The organism is Trinickia caryophylli, from assembly GCF_034424545.1.
GTDB lineage: Bacteria > Pseudomonadota > Gammaproteobacteria > Burkholderiales > Burkholderiaceae > Trinickia > Trinickia caryophylli.
In genome coordinates this window covers 1,547,052-1,566,531 of sequence record NZ_CP139970.1, presented here as the reverse complement: position 1 = coordinate 1,566,531, position 19,480 = coordinate 1,547,052, and the positions used below count along the sequence as shown (strand labels likewise).

Sequence of the window (19,480 nt, the reverse complement as noted above, 5' to 3'; positions counted from 1 at the left end):
TGCGGGTCCAATGCCGACGCAACGCGACGTCAGCGCTTGAACTGCTGCGTGAAGCGCGCGAGTTCTTCCACCTTCTCGCGGGCGCGGCCCGTGGCGACGGCCTCGCGAGCTATCTGGATACCGTCGGCAATCGATTCGGCAACATTGGCGGCATAAAGTGCCGTGCCGGCGTTCAGCACGACGATTTCACGGGCGACGCCCGGCCGATTCTCGAGCGCTTCGAGCAACAGCTGTTTCGACTCCTCGGCGTCGTTCACGCGCAACGTGCGGTTCGACACCATCTGCATGCCGAAGTCTTCGGGATGGATCTCGTACTCGTGGATTTCGCCGTTGCGCAATTCTCCGACGAGCGTGGCCGCGCCGAGCGCGACCTCGTCCATGCCGTCCTTGCCGTAGACGACGAGCACATGATTGGCGCCGAGCCTTTGCATGACGCGCACCTGGATCCCGACGAGGTCCGGGTGGAAGACGCCCATCAACTGATTCGGTGCGCCGGCCGGATTCGTGAGGGGCCCGAGAATGTTGAAGATCGTGCGCACGCCGAGTTCGCGCCGCACAGGCGCGATGTTCTTCATGGCCGGGTGGTGGTTCGGCGCGAACATGAAGCCCACGCCCGTTTCCGCGATAGAGGCGGCAACCTGATCCGGCTGCAGATCGATGTTCACGCCGAGCGCCTCGAGGACGTCGGCACTCCCCGATTTGCTCGATACGCCGCGGCCGCCGTGCTTGGCGACTTTCGCACCGGCCGCGGCCGTAACGAACATCGTGGCCGTGGAGATGTTGAACGTATTCGAGCCGTCGCCGCCAGTGCCGACGATGTCGACGAAGTTGGCGTTGTCTGGCACGTGGACGCGGTTGGCGAACTCGCGCATGACGGTGGCCGCGGCGGCGATCTCGCCGATCGTCTCCTTCTTCACGCGCAGCCCCGTGATGATGGCCGCCGACATGACCGGGGACAGCTCTCCGCGCATAATCAGCCGCATCAGATGCAGCATCTCGTCGTGAAAGATTTCTCGATGTTCGATCGTGCGCTGCAGCGCTGCCTGGGGAGTGATCGTCATGACCTTGCCCTTTATGCGGCGCGCCAGTAGCGCCGCCGACGGTTGACCATAAGCCTCAGGCGGGAGCGCCTTGGTGCATCTTCGCCATCTTGAGGAAGTTCTCGAGCAACGCGTGCCCATGCTCCGAGAGAATCGACTCGGGGTGGAACTGCACGCCCTCGACGAGCAGCTCCTTGTGCCGCACACCCATGATTTCGCCGTCCTCGGTCCAGGCCGAGATTTCCAGGCATTCGGGCAGCGTGTCGCGTTCGATCGCGAGCGAATGGTAGCGCGTCACCGTGAAGTGCTTGGGTAGGTCGGCGAAGACGCCTTTGCAGTCGGTTTCGATCTGGCTCACCTTGCCGTGCATGATCGTTTTCGCGCGCACGACCCGACCGCCGAACGCCTCGCCGATTGCCTGATGCCCCAGGCAGACGCCGAGAATCGGCTTCTTGCCCGAAAACTGGCGCAGGACGTCGAGCGTGATGCCTGCATGCTGCGGGTTGCTCGGGCCCGGCGAGAGGCAAATGCTATCGGGGTTGAGCGCCGCGATCTCGTCGAGCGAGATCTCGTCGTTACGGTAGGTACGCACGTCCTCGCCCAGCTCGCCGAAGTACTGGACGAGGTTGTAGGTGAACGAGTCGTAATTGTCGATCATCAGCAACATGGTCTTTCTCCCGGTCAGAAGTCGCTGTCGAGGCCGTCTTGCACCTGCTCGGCGGCGCGCAGCACGGCGCGCGCCTTGTTCTCCGTTTCCTGCCATTCCGATTCGGGAACGGAATCGGCGACGACGCCCGCCGCCGCCTGAACGTAGAGATTGCCATTACGGATGATGCCGGTACGGATCGTAATGGCAAGATCCATCTCGCCGGTGAAAGAAAGATAGCCGACCGCGCCGCCGTATAGGCCGCGCTTGACGGGCTCGAGCTCGTCGATGAGCTCCATCGCACGCACCTTCGGCGCGCCCGAGAGCGTGCCGGCGGGGAAGGTGGCGCGCAGGACGTCGAAATTCGTCATGCCGGGCTTGAGCTTGCCTTCGACCGAACTCACGATGTGCTGCACGTGCGAGTACTTTTCGATGACCATCTTGTCGGTCACGGCGACCGAACCTGTTTGCGCGATGCGGCCGACGTCGTTGCGGGCCAGATCGATCAGCATCACGTGCTCGGCGATTTCCTTCGGGTCGTTGAGCAATTCGGTGGCAAGTTCGGCGTCGCGCTCGGGCGTGTTGCCGCGCGGGCGGGTGCCGGCAAGCGGACGGATCGTGACGATCGCATCGCCGCCGCGTTTTTCCTGACGCACGAGGATCTCGGGCGAGGCGCCCACGACCTGGAAATCGCCGAAGTTATAGAAGTACATATAGGGCGACGGGTTCAGCGACCGCAGCGCGCGGTAAAGCGAGAGCGGATTGTCGCGATACGGCTTCGTAAGGCGCTGCCCCACCTGCACCTGCATGAGTTCGCCGGCGGCGATGTACTCCTTCGCGCGGCGCACCGCGGCGAGGTAATCGTCGCGCGCGAATTCGCGATAGATCTCCGTGCGTACGCTCGAGGACGTGACGGGCGGCTCGACGGTCGCGCGCAGCCGCTGACGCAGCTCGCGCAGGCGCTGCTTGCCGCGGGCATACGCTTCCGGCACGGCCGGATCGGCATAGACGATCAAATAGAGCTTGCCGGTCAGATTGTCGATGACGGCAAGTTCCTCGGTGAGCAGCAATTGGATGTCTGGCAGACCCAGATCGTCGGGCGGCGCGGTATGCGCCAGCTTCTTCTCGATATAGCGGACGGCGTCGTAGCCGAAGTAGCCCGCCAGCCCGCCGCAAAAGCGCGGCAATCCGCTTGTTCGGGCCACTTTGAAGCGCGCCTGGAACGCGGCCACGAACTCGAGCGGATCGCCTTCGTGCTGCTCGACCACTTGGCCGTCGCGTACCACTTCGGTCACGCCGTTGCGCGTGCGCACGAGCGTGCGTGCGGGCAGGCCGATGAACGAGTAGCGGCCGAACCGCTCACCGCCGACCACCGATTCGAGCAGGAACGAGTTCGTCCCATTGCGCTCGGCCTGGGCGAGCTTCAAATAGAGCGAAAGCGGCGTTTCGAGGTCGGCGAGCGCCTCGGCGATCAGCGGGATACGGTTATAGCCCTCGTTCGCGAGGGATTTGAATTCGAGTTCGGTCATGTTCCGATCCTGTTCATATGACCGGCGCTCGGACATCGCGCAAAGGGGATGCGGAGCGCGCGGCAAACCGTTGGGCCGCGTGCCCGAGCGGCGACTCGAAAGTCGCTTCGGCCGGACATGTCCGGGGCGATCCAGGGGCGGCGGCGAAGGTAGCGCAGGTGCGCGACAAGCAAAAAACGGTGCTGGCCGTCAGGTCCAGCAGGCCTCGAGAGAGGTCAGTGCGTCGAGCGGCGCCAGGGCCAGGCTCCCCGGTCGATGCTGCTCAGACTCCGTTTTTTGCTCAGAAACATGAGGTGAAGACTAAATTGTCGGCGATTGAGGTGTTGCTTCGAGGCTCGCGTGATGGTTCGCAATGACCCGTGCCGCAGCCAGCAACGTGGCGACTATACCATCCGAATTTATTGTTTGTATAGCGTTGCCATGGTTGTAGCCGTAGGGCACCGTGAGCGTCGCCATGCCGGCCGCGCGGCCCGCAAGGGCGTCGTTTTCCGAGTCGCCGATCGCCACGGCCTCGCCCGGCGCCACGCCAAGCGCCGCGCAGGCCGCGAGCATCGGCTCGGGGTCCGGTTTCTTGCGCGGCAGACTGTCGCCGCCGAAGATCGCCGAGAAGTAGCGCGCGAGCCCATACTGCTCGAGCAGCGCGACGGCGAAGCGCCGCGGCTTGTTCGTCACGCAGGCGAGCGTCAGGCCGGCGTCGCGAAGCGCGGCCAGGCCGTGCTCGACGTCCGGGTAAAGCCGCGTGTGGCTTCCGTTGATCTTCGCGTAATGCGCCTGATAGCAGGCGAGTGCGGCCTCGAATCGCGCCTCGGTTTCGTCGGCGGAAAAGCGGGCGGCCAGCACGCTCCGAATCAGGTGCTCGGAACCCTTGCCGACATAGCCGACGACCTCGTCTCGCGTGACGGGCGGAGCCGCGCCGGTTTCGGTCAGCATGCCGTTGATGCAGGCGGTGAAGTCGTCGGCCGTATCGACCATCGTGCCGTCGAGATCGACGATGGCGGCCTTCAGGCGCAGCGCAGCAAAGCGTGGCGTCTCGTCATTATCGGGCAGGGCTGCTCCGTTCATCTCAGGCCTCCCCTGCGGCGGCGAGCCGACGGCGCATTTCGCCGATCACGTCGGCATAGTCCGGCTTGCCGAAGATGGCCGAGCCGGCCACGAACGTATCGGCACCTGCGCGCGCGATCTCCGCGATGTTGTCGGTCTTCACGCCGCCATCGACTTCGAGGTGAATTTCGCGGCCCGTCTTTTCGCGATAGGCGTCGATGCGCGCACGCGCGGCCCGGAGCTTATTGAGGGCCTCGGGAATGAACGATTGGCCGCCGAAACCCGGGTTCACGGACATGATGAGCACGAGGTCGACGCGGTCCATCACATGGTCGAGATAATTGAGCGGCGTGGCGGGATTGAAGACGAGGCCCGCCTTGCAGCCGTGATCGCGGATCAGCGACAACGTGCGATCGATGTGCTCCGACGCCTCGGGGTGAAAACTGATCAGATTGGCGCCGGCCTTCGCGAAGTCGGGCACGATGCGATCGACGGGACGCACCATCAGATGGACGTCGATCGGCACTTGCACGTGCGGGCGAATGGCTTCGCATACGAGCGGCCCGATCGTGAGGTTCGGAACGTAATGGTTGTCCATTACGTCAAAATGGATCCAATCGGCGCCGGCGGCGACGACGTTGCGGACTTCTTCACCGAGCCGGGCGAAATCGGCCGAGAGGATGCTGGGGGCGATACGAAATTGCGTCATGGCGCGTAAATCCTCGAGTGTCGGCGGGCGGCAGCGGGAAAGCAGCCGGTATTTTACAGCGCCCCGACTGTGGCCGGGCGGGCAAACGCGCGGTTGCGGGCGAGGGCGCCATCCCGCAGAATGCCAATCCGAAAGGCTCCGGGCGTGAGACCGGCGTTGCGGCCGCCTTTCGGATTCTTGTCAAATAGCGAAAAGCAGAGTCACGATGAGCCAGTATCAATTCAGCGTGTCCGCGAAAACGCGCTACCTGCCGGAGCAGTCCGATCCCGACCGGCGGCAGTACGCATTCGCTTACACGCTGACGATTCGCAACACCGGCCAGGTGCCGGCGCAATTGATCGCGCGTCATTGGGTGATTACCGACAGCGAAGCCTCGGTCCAGGAAGTGAAGGGGCTCGGCGTGGTGGGGCATCAACCGCTGCTGCAGCCCGGCGAGCAGTTCGAGTACACGAGCTGGGCCGTTATCGCCACGCCCGTCGGTACGATGCGGGGTGAGTATTTCTGCGTGGCGGAGGACGGCGAGCGCTTCGAGGCGCCTGTGCCCGAGTTCACGCTGCAAATGCCGCGCACGTTGCATTGACCGCCGCGGGTATGGCGCGCGAGATCGGAATGGCCCGCTGCGGCGGGCACGAAGTGTCATCGAAGAAAGAGCAAACGTATGCGCATTGATCTGGGGACGATCGGCCGCCTCGCGGCCCTTGTGTTGGCGACCGTGCTCGCTGCTTGCGGCGGGCGTCCTGCCGTGCGTCCTCCCGTTTCCGGGCCAGTCGAAGCCGCTGCCGTCGCGGGTGCGGTCGTGCCGGGGCGGCTCACACCTGTTGCGTGGCAGCAGGTGCCGGGCTGGGAAGATGATTCGCTGATCGGCGCGGCCGCCGCGCTGCGCGAGAACTGCTCGCGCCTTGCGCGCGAGCGCAACTGGCAGCGCGCGTGCGCCGCGGCCGCCCAGCTCGACGATCTCGACGTTGCTGGCACGCGGTCGTTTTTCGAAGCGTATTTCACACCGTTTCAATTCGCCAACGGCGACGGCACGCTCGACGGCCTCGTCACGGGCTACTACGAGCCGCTTCTGCATGGGTCGCGTACCCGGCACGGCGCCTATCAGTACCCCTTGTACCGCTGGCCGGCCGGGTATCGCGCGGGCACGGCACTGCCGGCGCGCGCGCAGCTCGAGCGCGCCGGCGTGCTGGCGGGTAACGAACTCGTCTGGGTGGACGACCCGATCGAGGGCTTCTTTTTGCAGGTGCAGGGCTCGGGCCGCATCGTGCTCGATGACGGGAGCGTCATGCGCGTAGGCTACGGCGGCAGCAACAATCAGCCGTACAAATCGATCGGCCGGTGGTTGCTCGATCATGGCGAACTCACCCCCGCGCAGGCAACGATGCAGGGCATCAAAGCCTGGGCGCGCGCCAATCCAGGGCGCGTCGATGCGTTGCTCGACACGAATCCGCGCTTCGTCTTTTTCCGCGAGATGCCGGCGGCGGGCAGCGCGTGGGCAGGCTCGGAGAAGGGGCCGATCGGCGCGCTGGGCGTGCCGCTGACGCCGCAGCGTTCGATTGCCGTCGATCCCGCCTCGATTCCGCTCGGCACGCCGGTGTTTCTGCAGACAACGCGGCCGATGACGAACGCGCCTCTGAACCGTCTCGTCTTCGCGCAGGACACGGGTACGGCGATCAAAGGTGGCGTGCGAGCTGACTACTTCTGGGGGCTGGGCGACGATGCGGGCGACCTGGCCGGCAAAATGAAGCAGACGGGCCGCATGTGGCTGCTCCTGCCGAATTCTTGAGAGCAGTCTTGCCGGGGCGGCGGCTATCGGGGTGGGCTTTGCCGAACTCGCGCATGCGCGGAGCCTGAGGCGGGCGCAGCTTCCGCGTGCGAACCCGCTGCATGGTTTTCGAGCCGCCGGCCATGAAGCCATCCGTCCCGAGCCGCCCGCCGTGCACTCGCGGGTGCACGGTTATCAGCCTTCGAGTTGCCGGCCTTCGAGTCCGGCCTTCGAGTCCGGCCTCCGAGTTGCCGGCCTCGGAGTCGCTGGTCTCGGAGTCGCTGGTCTCGGAGTCGCTGGTCTCGGAGTCGCCGGCCTCGGAGTCGCTGGTCTCGGAGTCGCTGGTCTCGGAGGCGTCAGCGGTCTAACCGGCGCTTGTCTACGACACGCCTGGCTTTGCCGACTGAGCGTTCGATACCGTTGACCGGCAGCACCCGGACAACGGCGCTTACCCCGACCAGTGCCTTGATGTCATGCGCGAGCGCGGTTCGCGCGGCTTCGAGCGCGCGGGCGTCGGTGCTGGCTTCGGACGAGGGCTCCACATTGAGCGTCATGACGTCGAGCGGGCCCTCCTTCGTCAGCACGATCTGATAATGGGGGGCGAGCGCCCGCTGACGTAACAACAGCTCCTCGATTTGCGTGGGGAACACGTTCACGCCGCGCACGATCATCATGTCGTCCGAGCGGCCAGTGATTTTGTCCATCCGCCGCATCGTGCGTGCCGTGCCGGGCAGCAGGCGTGTCAGATCGCGCGTACGGTAGCGCACGATCGGCAGGGCCTCTTTCGTGAGCGACGTGAAGACGAGTTCGCCGAATTCGCCGTCGGGCAAAACGGTGCCGGTTTCAGGGTCGATGATTTCGGGATAGAAATGATCTTCCCAGATTGTCGGGCCGTCTTTCGTTTCGGCGCATTCGGATGCAACGCCGGGCCCAATGACCTCCGACAGGCCATAGATGTCGACCGCGTCGATATCCATGCGCTCTTCGATGACGAGCCGCATGTCGTTGGTCCAGGGCTCGGCGCCGAAAATGCCGATCCGCAACGAAGATTGCGCCGGATCCAGTCCCTGGCGCTCGAACTCATCGGCGATCGCGAGCATGTAGCTGGGGGTCACCATGATGATGTCGGGGCGGAAATCCTGGATCAACTGAACTTGCTTTTCGGTTTGCCCGCCGCCGAATGGAATAACGGTCAAGCCGGCCCGCTCTGCTCCATAGTGTGCGCCCAGACCGCCTGTGAATAGCCCGTAGCCGTAGCTCACGTGCACCTTGTCGCCTCGCTGGGCGCCCGCCGCGCGAATTGATCGGGCCACGAGATTCGCCCACGTGTCTATGTCGCGCGCGGTATAGCCGACGACGGTGGGCTTGCCGGTCGTACCGGACGAGGCGTGAATGCGCGCGATCCGCTCCTGGGGCACGGCGAACATCCCGAAGGGGTAGTTGTCCCGCAGGTCGGCTTTCGTCGTGAACGGAAAGCGAGACAAGTCGGAAAGCGTGCGCAAGTCGTCAGGATGCACGCCGGCTCGATCGAACTTGCGCCGGTAGACTGGCGAGTTCTCGTAGGCGTGCCGGAGCGACCATTTCAGCCGTTCGAGTTGCATGGCGGCGAGCTCGTCGCGGCTGGCAGTCTCGATCGGTTCGAGGGCAAGCGCGGTGTCCATCGATTGTCTCCTTGGTTGGCCTGATGCAGCGATACGAAGCAAGAGGCGCGCGGCCGCTGGCCATGGCGGCTGCGTCTGGTTTTCTATTAGCAGAGGCGGGCGAAGGCGCGAGCCGTCAGGACTGTGGAATCACGCTGCCTTTGATATGAGACGACTTCCCGCGGAACATCGCCACTGTTTCGCCAGCATCGTTCGTCACACGAATATCGTAGATGCCGGTCCGCCCCATCAATGTCTGCTCCGAAGCCTCGGCCGTCAACACGTCTCCCTTGTGCGCCGGCCGGAGGAACTCGATAGAGCAGCCGGACGCGACCGTGTTGACGTTGTGGGAGTTGCAGGCGAAGGCGAAGGCGGAATCCGCCAGCGTGAAAATCATCCCGCCATGGCAGATATCGTGGCCGTTCAGAAAGTCGGGGCGTACGGTGGCGCGCAATCGGGCGTAGCCGGCTTTGACTTCCAGCAATTCGAAGCCGAGTGCGCGGCTGCAGGCGTCGACGCGGAACATGGCGTCGGCCACGGCGCGGGCCAGCGCATCCGGATCGGATGCAGCGCTGTCCGAGTGCGGGTGATGATCGCAAGCCGCCATTTTATTTTCCTTCGAAGTGTGGTGCGCGTTTTTCGATGAACGCGGTGACGCCTTCCACATAGTCGCGCGACCGGCCGAGCTCGCGCTGCAAGTCGCGTTCGAGATCGAGTTGCCGATCGAGCGATTGTGTCGAGCTTGCGCGCATGGCCCGCTTGATGGCGGCTATTGCGCGAGTGGGCTGTTGGGCCAGCGAGGCGGCCAGTTTCGCACTTGCTACCGGCAGTTGCTCGTCGTCCACGACCTGCCAGATGAGTCCCCAGCGATGGGCATCTTCGGCGGTCAGCTTGTCTCCCGTTAGCGCCAGCCCGAGCGCGCGAGCCATGCCGATGCGCTGCGGCAGGAATGCGGTTCCTCCCGAGTCGGGCACGAGGCCAATCTTCACGAACGATTGCACGAAACTGCTTGAGCGCGCCGCAATGGCGATATCGCAGGCGAGTGCCAAATTGGCGCCCGCGCCCGCTGCAATGCCGTTGACGGCGGCAATGACAGGCAGCGGCAACGCTTGAAGCCGCCGAATCAGCGGATTGAAAGTCTCTTCCAGATGCGCGCCAAGATCGGTGAGGGCATCCGGCTCGAGGTTGAGGTCGGCGAGGTCCTGTCCAGCACAAAACCCGCGGCCGGCTCCGGTCAGTACCAACGCCCGGGCGCCCGCGCCCTCGGCTTCGTCGAGCGCCGAGAGCAATTGCGCGTGCATGGCCCGACTGAAGCTGTTGAGCTTGTCCGGACGATCAAGCGTGATCGTAAACACGTGCGAGGAAGGGTCGTGCGCGACGTGGATTGCGTCGTATTGCATCGATCGTCTCCTTGATTGTTACCGTTTGACTTTTGAATGCGCGGCGATCAATCCACCGACGCAACTCAAACGCGCTCCAGAGCGAGCGCGATACCTTGGCCGACACCTATGCACATCGTGCACAGCGCGAGTTTGCCGCCGGTCCGCTCGAGTTGGCCGAGCGCCGTCGTGACGAGACGGGCGCCGGAGGCGCCGAGCGGGTGACCGAGTGCAATGGCTCCGCCATTCGGATTGACGCGCGGATCGTCATCGGCGATTCCGAGCAGTCGCAGTACCGCCAGGCTTTGCGATGCGAAGGCTTCGTTGAGCTCGATTACATCGAACCGTGCGAGTGGCAGCCCGAGGCGCGCAAGCAGTTTCTCGGTGGCGGGCGCGGGCCCGATGCCCATGATCGATGGCTCGACGCCGGCGGTCGCCATGCCGAGGATACGTGCGCGTGGCCTCAGGTCGAAGCGGTCCGCGGCTGCTGCGTTGGCGAGCAACAGCGCGCATGCGCCGTCGTTGACACCTGATGCATTGCCGGCCGTAACGGTGCCGTCGGGGCGCACTATCCCTTTCAGCTTCGCGAGTGCATCGAGCGACGTCTCGCGGGGATGCTCGTCTTGCGAGACGTCAATGGGCTCGCTCTTCTTTTGTGCGATGGCGACGCTGACTATCTCGCCGTCGAATAATCCATCGCGCTGCGCCCGAATGGCTTTTTGCTGGCTGCGCAACGCAAAGGCATCCTGATCCGCTCGGCTGACGTCGAAGCGGGCCGCGACGTTCTCCGCTGTCTCGGGCATGGAGTCGATGCCATATTGCGCCTTCAGCCTCGCATTCACGAAGCGCCAGCCGATGGTCGTATCGTGGATTTCGGTTTGACGCGAGAAGGCGCTTGCTGCTTTGGCCAGGACGAACGGAGCGCGCGTCATGCTTTCCGCTCCACCGGCGATCATCAGTTGCGCTTCGCCTGCTTTCAACGCGCGTGCAGCACTGCCGATTGCATCCATCCCCGAGCCGCACAAGCGATTGATGGTCACGCCCGCGGCTGTGATCGGCAGGCCGGCCAGCAGCGCGGCCATGCGCGCGACGTTGCGGTTGTCTTCGCCGGCTTGATTCGCGCAGCCGTAGATGATGTCGTCGAGTGCCTCCCAGTCGACGCCTGGATTGCGCTTTACAAGTGCCTTGATGGGCACGGCGGCGAGGTCGTCGGCCCGCACGTCCTTCAGTGCACCGCCATAGCGGCCGAAAGGCGTACGAATGGCGTCGCAGACAAAAGCATCGTTCATCGGTGTTCCTGCTCGAAGGCCGCCACGCGGACGGGGGATGGAGACATCGTAGGGGGGCGGCGTTTGCGCCGCCATTCGGTCATTCGGCCTATGCCGTTTGGCCAGGTTGTGCCGCTTCACCGAGCGGCGCAACATGCATACGGCTCTGAACGATGCGAAAGCGGTTTGCCACGAACGCAGGATCGGTCAGCGCGGCGTTTGCTGCGGGATTCGCGCCGGTAGCATGGAAATCCGAGAAGGCGGCCGACTGATTGACGAAAACGCCGCCGGTCAGGTTGATCGACAGCGCAACGCCGCCCCGAATCGCGGCCTCGTGCGCAGCTTCGATCGTCGCTTCGTCCGTGCTGTAAACCGAAAGCGTCAATGCGCCGTGCTGCTCGGCGATCGAGCCGGCGAGCTCGAGGGAGTGTTGCGTGGAATCGGTGGCAACGACGAACGCGATCGGCCCGAACCATTCGGTGGTGAACTTCGCGGCGTCGCTGCGCGCGTCGAGTCCGACGATGAGCGGCGTGCGCACGCGGGCTTCGCTGAAAGCGGGGTGCTCGAGCGGCGTGCTTTCGAGCAGCACGCGGCCGAGCGTGCGTGCTTCGCCGATGCGTCGCACGACGCCGTCGTTCTGGATGGCGCCGAGTATTTCCACGGCGCGAGCGGGATCGGCGACGAGTTTTTGCACCGCGCCCGCAATGGCGGCTGCAACGTCGTCGAATGCAATGTGCCCTTCGGCGGTTCGTATGCCCGCGCGCGGCACGTAGATGTTCTGGGGAGCGGTGCACATCTGCCCCGAGTAGAGCGCGAGCGAGAAGGCGATGTTGCGGACGACGGCCTTCAGATCGTCGGCGGAATCGATGACGATCTGATTGACGCCGGCCTTTTCTGTGTAGACCTGTGCCTGATGCGCATGCTGTTCGAGCCAGTTGCCGTTTGCGGTGCTGCCTGTGAAGTCGATGAGTTTGATTTCGGAGCGAACGGCGAGTTGCCGGACGAGCGGCCCGTCGTCGCCCTCGGTGGCGAGCAGCGTGACGACGTTAGGATCGAAACCCGCCTCGCGCAGCACCTCGCGCGCAATACGGACGGTGATGGCGAGCGGCAGAATGGCACCCGGATGCGGCTTCACGATGACGGCGTTGCCTGTGGCAAGGTCGGCGAAGAGGCCTGGGTAGCCGTTCCAGGTGGGAAATGTGCAGCATCCGAGTACGAGTCCGATGCCGCGCGGGGCGATCATGTAGCGCTTGCTCATGGCGAGCGGCGGATTTTTGCCCTGTGGCTTTTCCCAATGCGCATCGGGCGGTACACGGCGCAACTCGGCCCACGCGTAGGCGATGGCTTCGAGCGCGCGGTCTTGGGCATGTGGGCCACCCGCCTGGAAAGCCATCATGAAGGCTTGCCCGGTCGTGTGCATGACGCTGTAGGCGATCTCGAAGCTGGCGCGATTGAGACGCGACAGTATCTCCAGGCTCACGCCGACCCATGCTTCTCGTCCCGCGCGGCGCCAGCTGTCTTCGGCGGTCCGCGCCGCGGCTATGAGCGAATCCGGATCGGCCTTGGAGTAGCGGACGTCCAACGCAAAGCCGTATGGAGACCTTTCCGCGCCGACTGTCTGGCCCGAGCCCGGCTGGTCGAGTTCGAACGTTTGATGGAGGTGGGCTTTGAAGGCGGCCTCCCCCTCGGCGTTGCTGCTTTCCCCGTACACTTTGGGGCTGGGCATTTCGGCGAACGGGCTCCAATAGCCGCGTGTCTCGATGGCTGCGAGGGCGTTCCTGAGCGTGTCTTCGTGCTTGGCAAATAGGGGATGTGTCATGGCGGAGACGGAGAAGGCCTTGCGTTAGGGGAGAGAGCCGACCATTTATTGACCGACCGGTTGGTTGGTGAATGTTACCATCGTTCCCGGCGGGCTTTGAGGCGTTTTCCCGGTTCCTACATAGAAACCATAGGAGGTGCATGCAGATGGAGTACGAAAACATTTTGGTCGAGACGCGAGGGCGGGTGGGCCTTGTTACGTTGAACCGGCCGAAGGCGCTGAATGCGCTCAATGACGCGCTGATGGACGAACTCGGGGCGGCGCTCAGGGCGTTCGATGCCGACGAATCCATTGGTGCGATTGTCTTGGCGGGCAGCGAGAAAGCGTTTGCGGCGGGGGCCGATATTTCGATGATGGCCAAGTATTCGTTCATGGACGTGTACAAGGGCGACTACATCACGCGCAATTGGGAAACGGTACGCTCGATCCGCAAGCCCATCATCGCCGCAGTGTCGGGCTTTGCGCTCGGCGGCGGCTGCGAGCTCGCAATGATGTGCGACATCATCCTCGCGGCCGACACGGCGAAGTTCGGTCAGCCTGAGATCAAGCTCGGCGTGATGCCGGGCGCGGGCGGTACGCAGCGCCTGCCTCGTGCGGTGTCGAAGGCGAAAGCGATGGATATGTGTCTGACGGCGCGCTTCATGGATGCGGAGGAAGCCGAGCGCGCGGGGCTGGTGTCGCGCATCGTGCCCGCTGCGTCGTTGCTCGACGAGGCGATTGCTGCTGCGACGACGATCGCCGAATTTCCCTTGCCTGCGGTGATGATGGTGAAGGAATCGGTCAACCGCGCCTACGAGACTACCCTCGCCGAGGGCGTGCATTTCGAGCGGCGGCTTTTCCATTCGCTCTTCGCCACTGAGGATCAGAAGGAAGGGATGGCGGCGTTCGTCGAGAAGCGCAAACCGGTGTTCAAGCACCGGTAACCGCATCGTTCGATACCCTCTTGCGCTCTTCGAGGAAGGCGCCTAGAATCACGCCCTTTCCGCGCTACCGAAAGCGGCGGCGCGGGGGAAGCGAAGGGTTGTAGCGATGGAGTGGCGAGGCGTTGTGCGAGGTTTGTGCGCGGTAAGTGGAAGGGCGCAACGCAACGGCCGAGTCGATGGGTGAAGCAAGCAGCGATGCAAAAAACCTGTTGACGAAAAGCGAAACGCTCTGCATAATCTCGTTTCTCTGCTGCTGATGCAGCAACGCAAGACGGGCGGTACGGAAGGTAGGTACTGCGGTGTTGAGCGACGTGATCTTTAACAATTCACAGCCGATAAGTGTGGGTACTTGATGGCGAGCGCAGTCGAATCCTTCGGGGTTCGATGAAGCGAAAGTATCAAGTCTCACGCTGTATTGAGAGTAAGGTTTGTCCGTCGAGAGATGGATGAATCCTGTCAGTACGTTGAGTGAGCGACCGACTCGAGAGAGTCGAAAACAGTAACAGGTATTGAACTGAAGAGTTTGATCCTGGCTCAGATTGAACGCTGGCGGCATGCTTTACACATGCAAGTCGAACGGCAGCACGGGGGCAACCCTGGTGGCGAGTGGCGAACGGGTGAGTAATACATCGGAACGTGTCCTGGAGTGGGGGATAGCCCGGCGAAAGCCGGATTAATACCGCATACGCTCGGGAGAGGAAAGCGGGGGACCTTCGGGCCTCGCGCTCAAGGGGCGGCCGATGGCGGATTAGCTAGTTGGTGGGGTAAAGGCCTACCAAGGCGACGATCCGTAGCTGGTCTGAGAGGACGACCAGCCACACTGGGACTGAGACACGGCCCAGACTCCTACGGGAGGCAGCAGTGGGGAATTTTGGACAATGGGGGCAACCCTGATCCAGCAATGCCGCGTGTGCGAAGAAGGCCTTCGGGTTGTAAAGCACTTTTGTCCGGAAAGAAATCCTGCCTGATAATACCGGGCGGGGATGACGGTACCGGAAGAATAAGCACCGGCTAACTACGTGCCAGCAGCCGCGGTAATACGTAGGGTGCGAGCGTTAATCGGAATTACTGGGCGTAAAGCGTGCGCAGGCGGTTCGCTAAGACCGATGTGAAATCCCCGGGCTTAACCTGGGAACTGCATTGGTGACTGGCGGGCTAGAGTATGGCAGAGGGGGGTAGAATTCCACGTGTAGCAGTGAAATGCGTAGAGATGTGGAGGAATACCGATGGCGAAGGCAGCCCCCTGGGCCAATACTGACGCTCATGCACGAAAGCGTGGGGAGCAAACAGGATTAGATACCCTGGTAGTCCACGCCCTAAACGATGTCAACTAGTTGTTGGGGATTCATTTCCTTAGTAACGAAGCTAACGCGTGAAGTTGACCGCCTGGGGAGTACGGTCGCAAGATTAAAACTCAAAGGAATTGACGGGGACCCGCACAAGCGGTGGATGATGTGGATTAATTCGATGCAACGCGAAAAACCTTACCTACCCTTGACATGGACGGAATCCCGCTGAGAGGTGGGAGTGCTCGAAAGAGAACCGTCGCACAGGTGCTGCATGGCTGTCGTCAGCTCGTGTCGTGAGATGTTGGGTTAAGTCCCGCAACGAGCGCAACCCTTGTCCTTAGTTGCTACGCAAGAGCACTCTAAGGAGACTGCCGGTGACAAACCGGAGGAAGGTGGGGATGACGTCAAGTCCTCATGGCCCTTATGGGTAGGGCTTCACACGTCATACAATGGTCGGAACAGAGGGTCGCCAACCCGCGAGGGGGAGCCAATCCCAGAAAACCGATCGTAGTCCGGATTGCACTCTGCAACTCGAGTGCATGAAGCTGGAATCGCTAGTAATCGCGGATCAGCATGCCGCGGTGAATACGTTCCCGGGTCTTGTACACACCGCCCGTCACACCATGGGAGTGGGTTTTACCAGAAGTGGCTAGTCTAACCGCAAGGAGGACGGTCACCACGGTAGGATTCATGACTGGGGTGAAGTCGTAACAAGGTAGCCGTATCGGAAGGTGCGGCTGGATCACCTCCTTTCCAGAGCTTGCGCGCTCAAGATTAAGTACTCACGCTTATCGGCTGTGAAGATTGACAGACTCAGGGGTCTGTAGCTCAGTCGGTTAGAGCACCGTCTTGATAAGGCGGGGGTCGTTGGTTCGAATCCAACCAGACCCACCAATTGCGATGATCGTTAGTGCTTTAGCACTTACGAGCATCTCACTCCCGAAGGGAGTTAAGCGGTGGTGATAAGCGACGGAGTTATCTGAGTGTCAAATTGGTTGTGCCTGGGGGCATAGCTCAGCTGGGAGAGCACCTGCTTTGCAAGCAGGGGGTCGTCGGTTCGATCCCGTCTGCCTCCACCATCCCCGCCCACGTTGGCGCTTTAGCGCGTACGTGGGTGCGATCGCCGAAGGGGGGTCCCCAATGACAAGTGCGTGAGCGCATCCGCTCGAGCCTTTGTCATTGGCGATAGAGCCAGTCAGAGCGACTGAACAAGTCGGCTGTCGATCTTTAACAATCTGGAAGAAGTAGTAATGGATATTGGAAGCGTCTGATGAGATGGACGTGGAAGATATCAATGGGTAGTGATTGTATCGAAGTATGAAAAGGGAATCGAAAGATGCCCTTGGAATACGGCACAAGCGCGAGAACTCAACCTGTAGCGCAAGCGGCTCGAAGAGAGACGCTCTCGTTATAGGGTCAAGCGAACAAGTGCATGTGGTGGATGCCTTGGCGATCACAGGCGATGAAGGACGCGGTAGCCTGCGAAAAGCTCCGGGGAGCTGGCAAACAAGCTTTGATCCGGAGATGTCCGAATGGGGAAACCCGGCCCGTATGGGTCATCCATGGCTGAATACATAGGCCATGCGAAGCGAACGCGGTGAACTGAAACATCTAAGTAACCGCAGGAACAGAAATCAACCGAGATTCCCAAAGTAGTGGCGAGCGAAATGGGATGAGCCTTGTACTCTTTATCTTTGTTGTTAGCCGAACGCTCTGGAAAGTGCGGCCATAGCAGGTGATAGCCCTGTAGGCGAAAACAGCGAGGAAGAACTAGGTGTACGACAAGTAGGGCGGGACACGTGAAATCCTGTCTGAAGATGGGGGGACCATCCTCCAAGGCTAAATACTCGTGATCGACCGATAGTGAACCAGTACCGTGAGGGAAAGGCGAAAAGAACCCCGGGAGGGGAGTGAAATAGATCCTGAAACCGCATGCATACAAACAGTCGGAGCCTCGTAAGAGGTGACGGCGTACCTTTTGTATAATGGGTCAGCGACTTACGTTCAGTAGCAAGCTTAACCGATTAGGGCAGGCGTAGCGAAAGCGAGTCCGAATAGGGCGTTCAGTTGCTGGGCGTAGACCCGAAACCAAGTGATCTATCCATGGCCAGGTTGAAGGTGCGGTAACACGTACTGGAGGACCGAACCCACTAACGTTGAAAAGTTAGGGGATGAGCTGTGGATAGGGGTGAAAGGCTAAACAAACTTGGAAATAGCTGGTTCTCTCCGAAAACTATTTAGGTAGTGCCTCGTGTGTCACCTTCGGGGGTAGAGCACTGTCATGGTTGAAGGGTCCATTGCGGATTACTTCGCCATAGCAAACTCCGAATACCGAAGAGTGTAATCACGGGAGACAGACATCGGGTGCTAACGTCCGGTGTCAAGAGGGAAACAACCCAGACCGCCAGCTAAGGTCCCCAAATATGGCTAAGTGGGAAACGAAGTGGGAAGGCTAAAACAGTCAGGAGGTTGGCTTAGAAGCAGCCACCCTTTAAAGAAAGCGTAATAGCTCACTGATCGAGTCGTCCTGCGCGGAAGATGTAACGGGGCTAAGCCATATACCGAAGCTGCGGATGCGTACGTAAGTACGTGTGGTAGGAGAGCGTTCCGTAAGCCTGCGAAGGTGTCTTGTAAAGGATGCTGGAGGTATCGGAAGTGCGAATGCTGACATGAGTAGCGATAAAGGGGGTGAAAGGCCCCCTCGCCGTAAGCCCAAGGTTTCCTACGCAACGTTCATCGGCGTAGGGTGAGTCGGCCCCTAAGGCGAGGCAGAAATGCGTAGCTGATGGGAAGCAGGTCAATATTCCTGCACCGTCGTGAGATGCGATGGGGGGACGGATCGCGGAAGGTTGTCCGGGTGTTGGAAGTCCCGGTCGCTGCATTGGAGAAGGCGCTTAGGCAAATCCGGGCGCGTAATTCAAGGGTGTGGCGCGAGTGGCTATAAGCCGCGAAGCAATCGGAAGGGGTCCCAAGAAAAGCCTCTAAGCTTCAGTCTCACGATGACCGTACCGCAAACCGACACAGGTGGGCGAGATGAGTATTCTAAGGCGCTTGAGAGAACTCGGGAGAAGGAACTCGGCAAATTGGTACCGTAACTTCGGGATAAGGTACGCCCTTGTAGCTTGACTGGCTCGCGCCAGGAGGGTGAAGGGGTTGCAATAAACTGGTGGCTGCGACTGTTTAATAAAAACACAGCACTCTGCAAACACGAAAGTGGACGTATAGGGTGTGACGCCTGCCCGGTGCCGGAAGATTAAATGATGGGGTGCAAGCTCTTGATTGAAGTCCCGGTAAACGGCGGCCGTAACTATAACGGTCCTAAGGTAGCGAAATTCCTTGTCGGGTAAGTTCCGACCTGCACGAATGGCGTAACGATGGCCACACTGTCTCCTCCCGAGACTCAGCGAAGTTGAAGTGTTTGTGATGATGCAATCTCCCCGCGGCTAGACGGAAAGACCCCATGAACCTTTACTGTAGCTTTGCATTGGACTTTGAACCGATCTGTGTAGGATAGGTGGGAGGCTATGAAACCGGAACGCTAGTTTCGGTGGAGCCGTCCTTGAAATACCACCCTGGTTTGTTTGAGGTTCTAACCTTGGCCCGTGATCCGGGTCGGGGACAGTGCATGGTAGGCAGTTTGACTGGGGCGGTCTCCTCCCAAAGTGTAACGGAGGAGTACGAAGGTACGCTAGGTACGGTCGGAAATCGTGCTGATAGTGCAATGGCATAAGCGTGCTTAACTGCGAGACCGACAAGTCGAGCAGGTGCGAAAGCAGGTCATAGTGATCCGGTGGTTCTGTATGGAAGGGCCATCGCTCAACGGATAAAAGGTACTCTGGGGATAACAGGCTGATACCGCCCAAGAGTTCATATCGACGGCGGTGTTTGGCACCTCGATGTCGGCTCATCTCATCCTGGGGCTGTAGCCGGTCCCAAGGGTATGGCTGTTCGCCATTTAAAGAGGTACGTGAGCTGGGTTTAAAACGTCGTGAGACAGTTTGGTCCCTATCTGCCGTGGGCGTTGGAAGTTTGAGGGGGGCTGCTCCTAGTACGAGAGGACCGGAGTGGACGAACCTCTGGTGTACCGGTTGTCACGCCAGTGGCATCGCCGGGTAGCTATGTTCGGAAGAGATAACCGCTGAAAGCATCTAAGCGGGAAACTCGCCTCAAGATGAGACTTCCCTGGGGACTCGATCCCCTTGAAGGGTCGTTCAAGACCAGGACGTTGATAGGTCGGGTGTGTACGTGCAGTAATGCACTCAGCTAACCGATACTAATTGCCCGTAAGGCTTGATCCTATAACCGGAGCGTCTTCGCTCTGATCGCGCGTGCCCCGCACCGCGTTCAGTGTGTGACAGGCGCGCTCAGGTTGACTCGCGATTCAGTGCCGTACAAGCACTACCACATTACGCCATACTTCTTCCCAGATTGGCTT

The 19,480-nt window shown here is 61.3% G+C and carries 13 protein-coding genes, 2 tRNA genes and 2 rRNA genes; 7 read left to right on the top strand and 10 right to left on the bottom strand.

What is annotated here, in order from left to right:
• Positions 1–29: 29 nt before the first annotated feature.
• The 5 genes from trpD to rpe all read right to left on the bottom strand — a co-directional run bounded on the left by trpD (position 30) and on the right by rpe (position 4,965).
• Entirely contained in the window at positions 30–1,061 is a 1,032-nt protein-coding gene (gene trpD / locus U0034_RS07105; RefSeq protein ID WP_085228154.1) for an anthranilate phosphoribosyltransferase, read from the bottom strand.
• Positions 1,062–1,116: 55 nt separating this feature from the next.
• Complete coding sequence (locus tag U0034_RS07100) at positions 1,117–1,707, bottom strand: aminodeoxychorismate/anthranilate synthase component II (protein ID WP_085228153.1); 591 nt, start codon at positions 1,705–1,707, stop codon at positions 1,117–1,119.
• Positions 1,708–1,721: 14 nt separating this feature from the next.
• Complete coding sequence (trpE, locus tag U0034_RS07095) at positions 1,722–3,215, bottom strand: anthranilate synthase component I (protein ID WP_085228152.1); 1,494 nt, start codon at positions 3,213–3,215, stop codon at positions 1,722–1,724.
• A 300-nt stretch (positions 3,216–3,515) separates the two neighbouring features.
• The gene (locus U0034_RS07090; RefSeq protein WP_085228151.1) at positions 3,516–4,277 is read right to left on the bottom strand and encodes a phosphoglycolate phosphatase; all 762 of its coding nucleotides are present in this window, start codon (positions 4,275–4,277) and stop codon (positions 3,516–3,518) included.
• Between the two features lies 1 nt (position 4,278).
• Positions 4,279–4,965, bottom strand: a complete 687-nt coding sequence (gene rpe / locus U0034_RS07085) for a ribulose-phosphate 3-epimerase (protein WP_085228150.1) — start codon at positions 4,963–4,965, stop codon at positions 4,279–4,281.
• Between the two features lie 205 nt (positions 4,966–5,170).
• Between rpe and apaG the strand changes: the two genes are divergently transcribed.
• Entirely contained in the window at positions 5,171–5,545 is a 375-nt protein-coding gene (apaG, locus tag U0034_RS07080) for a Co2+/Mg2+ efflux protein ApaG (RefSeq protein WP_085228149.1), read from the top strand.
• A gap of 78 nt (positions 5,546–5,623) precedes the next feature.
• Positions 5,624–6,748 carry a murein transglycosylase A gene (gene mltA / locus U0034_RS07075; RefSeq protein WP_085228148.1) on the top strand — a complete coding sequence of 375 codons (1,125 nt, stop codon included), beginning with the start codon at positions 5,624–5,626 and terminating at the stop codon, positions 6,746–6,748.
• Between the two features lie 335 nt (positions 6,749–7,083).
• On the opposite strand, the gene paaK is transcribed toward mltA, so the two are convergent.
• From paaK to paaN, 5 genes are all read right to left on the bottom strand, one after another.
• Entirely contained in the window at positions 7,084–8,388 is a 1,305-nt protein-coding gene (gene paaK, locus U0034_RS07070) for a phenylacetate--CoA ligase PaaK (RefSeq protein WP_085228147.1), read from the bottom strand.
• 115 nt (positions 8,389–8,503) lie between these two features.
• Entirely contained in the window at positions 8,504–8,974 is a 471-nt protein-coding gene (gene paaI, locus U0034_RS07065; protein WP_085228146.1) for a hydroxyphenylacetyl-CoA thioesterase PaaI, read from the bottom strand.
• Between the two features lies 1 nt (position 8,975).
• On the bottom strand, positions 8,976–9,767 hold the full coding sequence (paaG, locus tag U0034_RS07060; RefSeq protein WP_085228145.1) for a 2-(1,2-epoxy-1,2-dihydrophenyl)acetyl-CoA isomerase PaaG: 792 nt from the start codon (positions 9,765–9,767) through the stop codon (positions 8,976–8,978).
• Between the two features lie 65 nt (positions 9,768–9,832).
• Positions 9,833–11,035: a 3-oxoadipyl-CoA thiolase gene (gene pcaF, locus U0034_RS07055; protein ID WP_085228144.1), complete on the bottom strand. Its 1,203-nt coding sequence runs from the start codon at positions 11,033–11,035 to the stop codon at positions 9,833–9,835.
• An 88-nt stretch (positions 11,036–11,123) separates the two neighbouring features.
• Positions 11,124–12,833 (bottom strand): phenylacetic acid degradation protein PaaN, encoded by a 1,710-nt coding sequence (gene paaN, locus U0034_RS07050; RefSeq protein ID WP_085228143.1) that lies wholly within the window; start codon positions 12,831–12,833, stop codon positions 11,124–11,126.
• Positions 12,834–12,979: 146 nt separating this feature from the next.
• Here paaN and U0034_RS07045 point away from each other — a divergent pair, with 146 nt between their 5' ends.
• The 5 genes from U0034_RS07045 (at position 12,980) to U0034_RS07025 (ending at position 19,343) form a co-directional block, all read left to right on the top strand.
• Entirely contained in the window at positions 12,980–13,756 is a 777-nt protein-coding gene (locus U0034_RS07045) for an enoyl-CoA hydratase (RefSeq protein WP_085228341.1), read from the top strand.
• A gap of 511 nt (positions 13,757–14,267) precedes the next feature.
• Positions 14,268–15,798, top strand: a 16S ribosomal RNA gene (locus tag U0034_RS07040).
• 64 nt (positions 15,799–15,862) lie between these two features.
• Positions 15,863–15,939 (top strand) — tRNA-Ile (locus U0034_RS07035).
• 109 nt (positions 15,940–16,048) lie between these two features.
• A tRNA-Ala gene (locus tag U0034_RS07030) sits at positions 16,049–16,124 on the top strand.
• A 335-nt stretch (positions 16,125–16,459) separates the two neighbouring features.
• Positions 16,460–19,343: ribosomal RNA gene (locus tag U0034_RS07025) — 23S ribosomal RNA — on the top strand.
• Together the 16S and 23S rRNA genes with 2 tRNA genes alongside form the textbook arrangement of a ribosomal RNA operon.
• The last annotated feature ends 137 nt before the right edge of the window (positions 19,344–19,480 follow it).

Excerpts from the sequence above, each read along its gene's own strand:
- trpD (WP_085228154.1), bottom strand. The coding sequence starts at position 1,061 with ATGACGATCACTCCCCAGGCAGCGCTGCAGCGCACGATCGAACATCGA.
- U0034_RS07100 (WP_085228153.1), bottom strand. The coding sequence starts at position 1,707 with ATGTTGCTGATGATCGACAATTACGACTCGTTCACCTACAACCTCGTC.
- trpE (WP_085228152.1), bottom strand. The coding sequence starts at position 3,215 with ATGACCGAACTCGAATTCAAATCCCTCGCGAACGAGGGCTATAACCGT.
- U0034_RS07090 (WP_085228151.1), bottom strand. The coding sequence starts at position 4,277 with ATGAACGGAGCAGCCCTGCCCGATAATGACGAGACGCCACGCTTTGCT.
- rpe (WP_085228150.1), bottom strand. The coding sequence starts at position 4,965 with ATGACGCAATTTCGTATCGCCCCCAGCATCCTCTCGGCCGATTTCGCC.
- apaG (WP_085228149.1), top strand. The coding sequence starts at position 5,171 with ATGAGCCAGTATCAATTCAGCGTGTCCGCGAAAACGCGCTACCTGCCG.
- mltA (WP_085228148.1), top strand. The coding sequence starts at position 5,624 with ATGCGCATTGATCTGGGGACGATCGGCCGCCTCGCGGCCCTTGTGTTG.
- paaK (WP_085228147.1), bottom strand. The coding sequence starts at position 8,388 with ATGGACACCGCGCTTGCCCTCGAACCGATCGAGACTGCCAGCCGCGAC.
- paaI (WP_085228146.1), bottom strand. The coding sequence starts at position 8,974 with ATGGCGGCTTGCGATCATCACCCGCACTCGGACAGCGCTGCATCCGAT.
- paaG (WP_085228145.1), bottom strand. The coding sequence starts at position 9,767 with ATGCAATACGACGCAATCCACGTCGCGCACGACCCTTCCTCGCACGTG.
- pcaF (WP_085228144.1), bottom strand. The coding sequence starts at position 11,035 with ATGAACGATGCTTTTGTCTGCGACGCCATTCGTACGCCTTTCGGCCGC.
- paaN (WP_085228143.1), bottom strand. The coding sequence starts at position 12,833 with ATGACACATCCCCTATTTGCCAAGCACGAAGACACGCTCAGGAACGCC.
- U0034_RS07045 (WP_085228341.1), top strand. The coding sequence starts at position 12,980 with ATGGAGTACGAAAACATTTTGGTCGAGACGCGAGGGCGGGTGGGCCTT.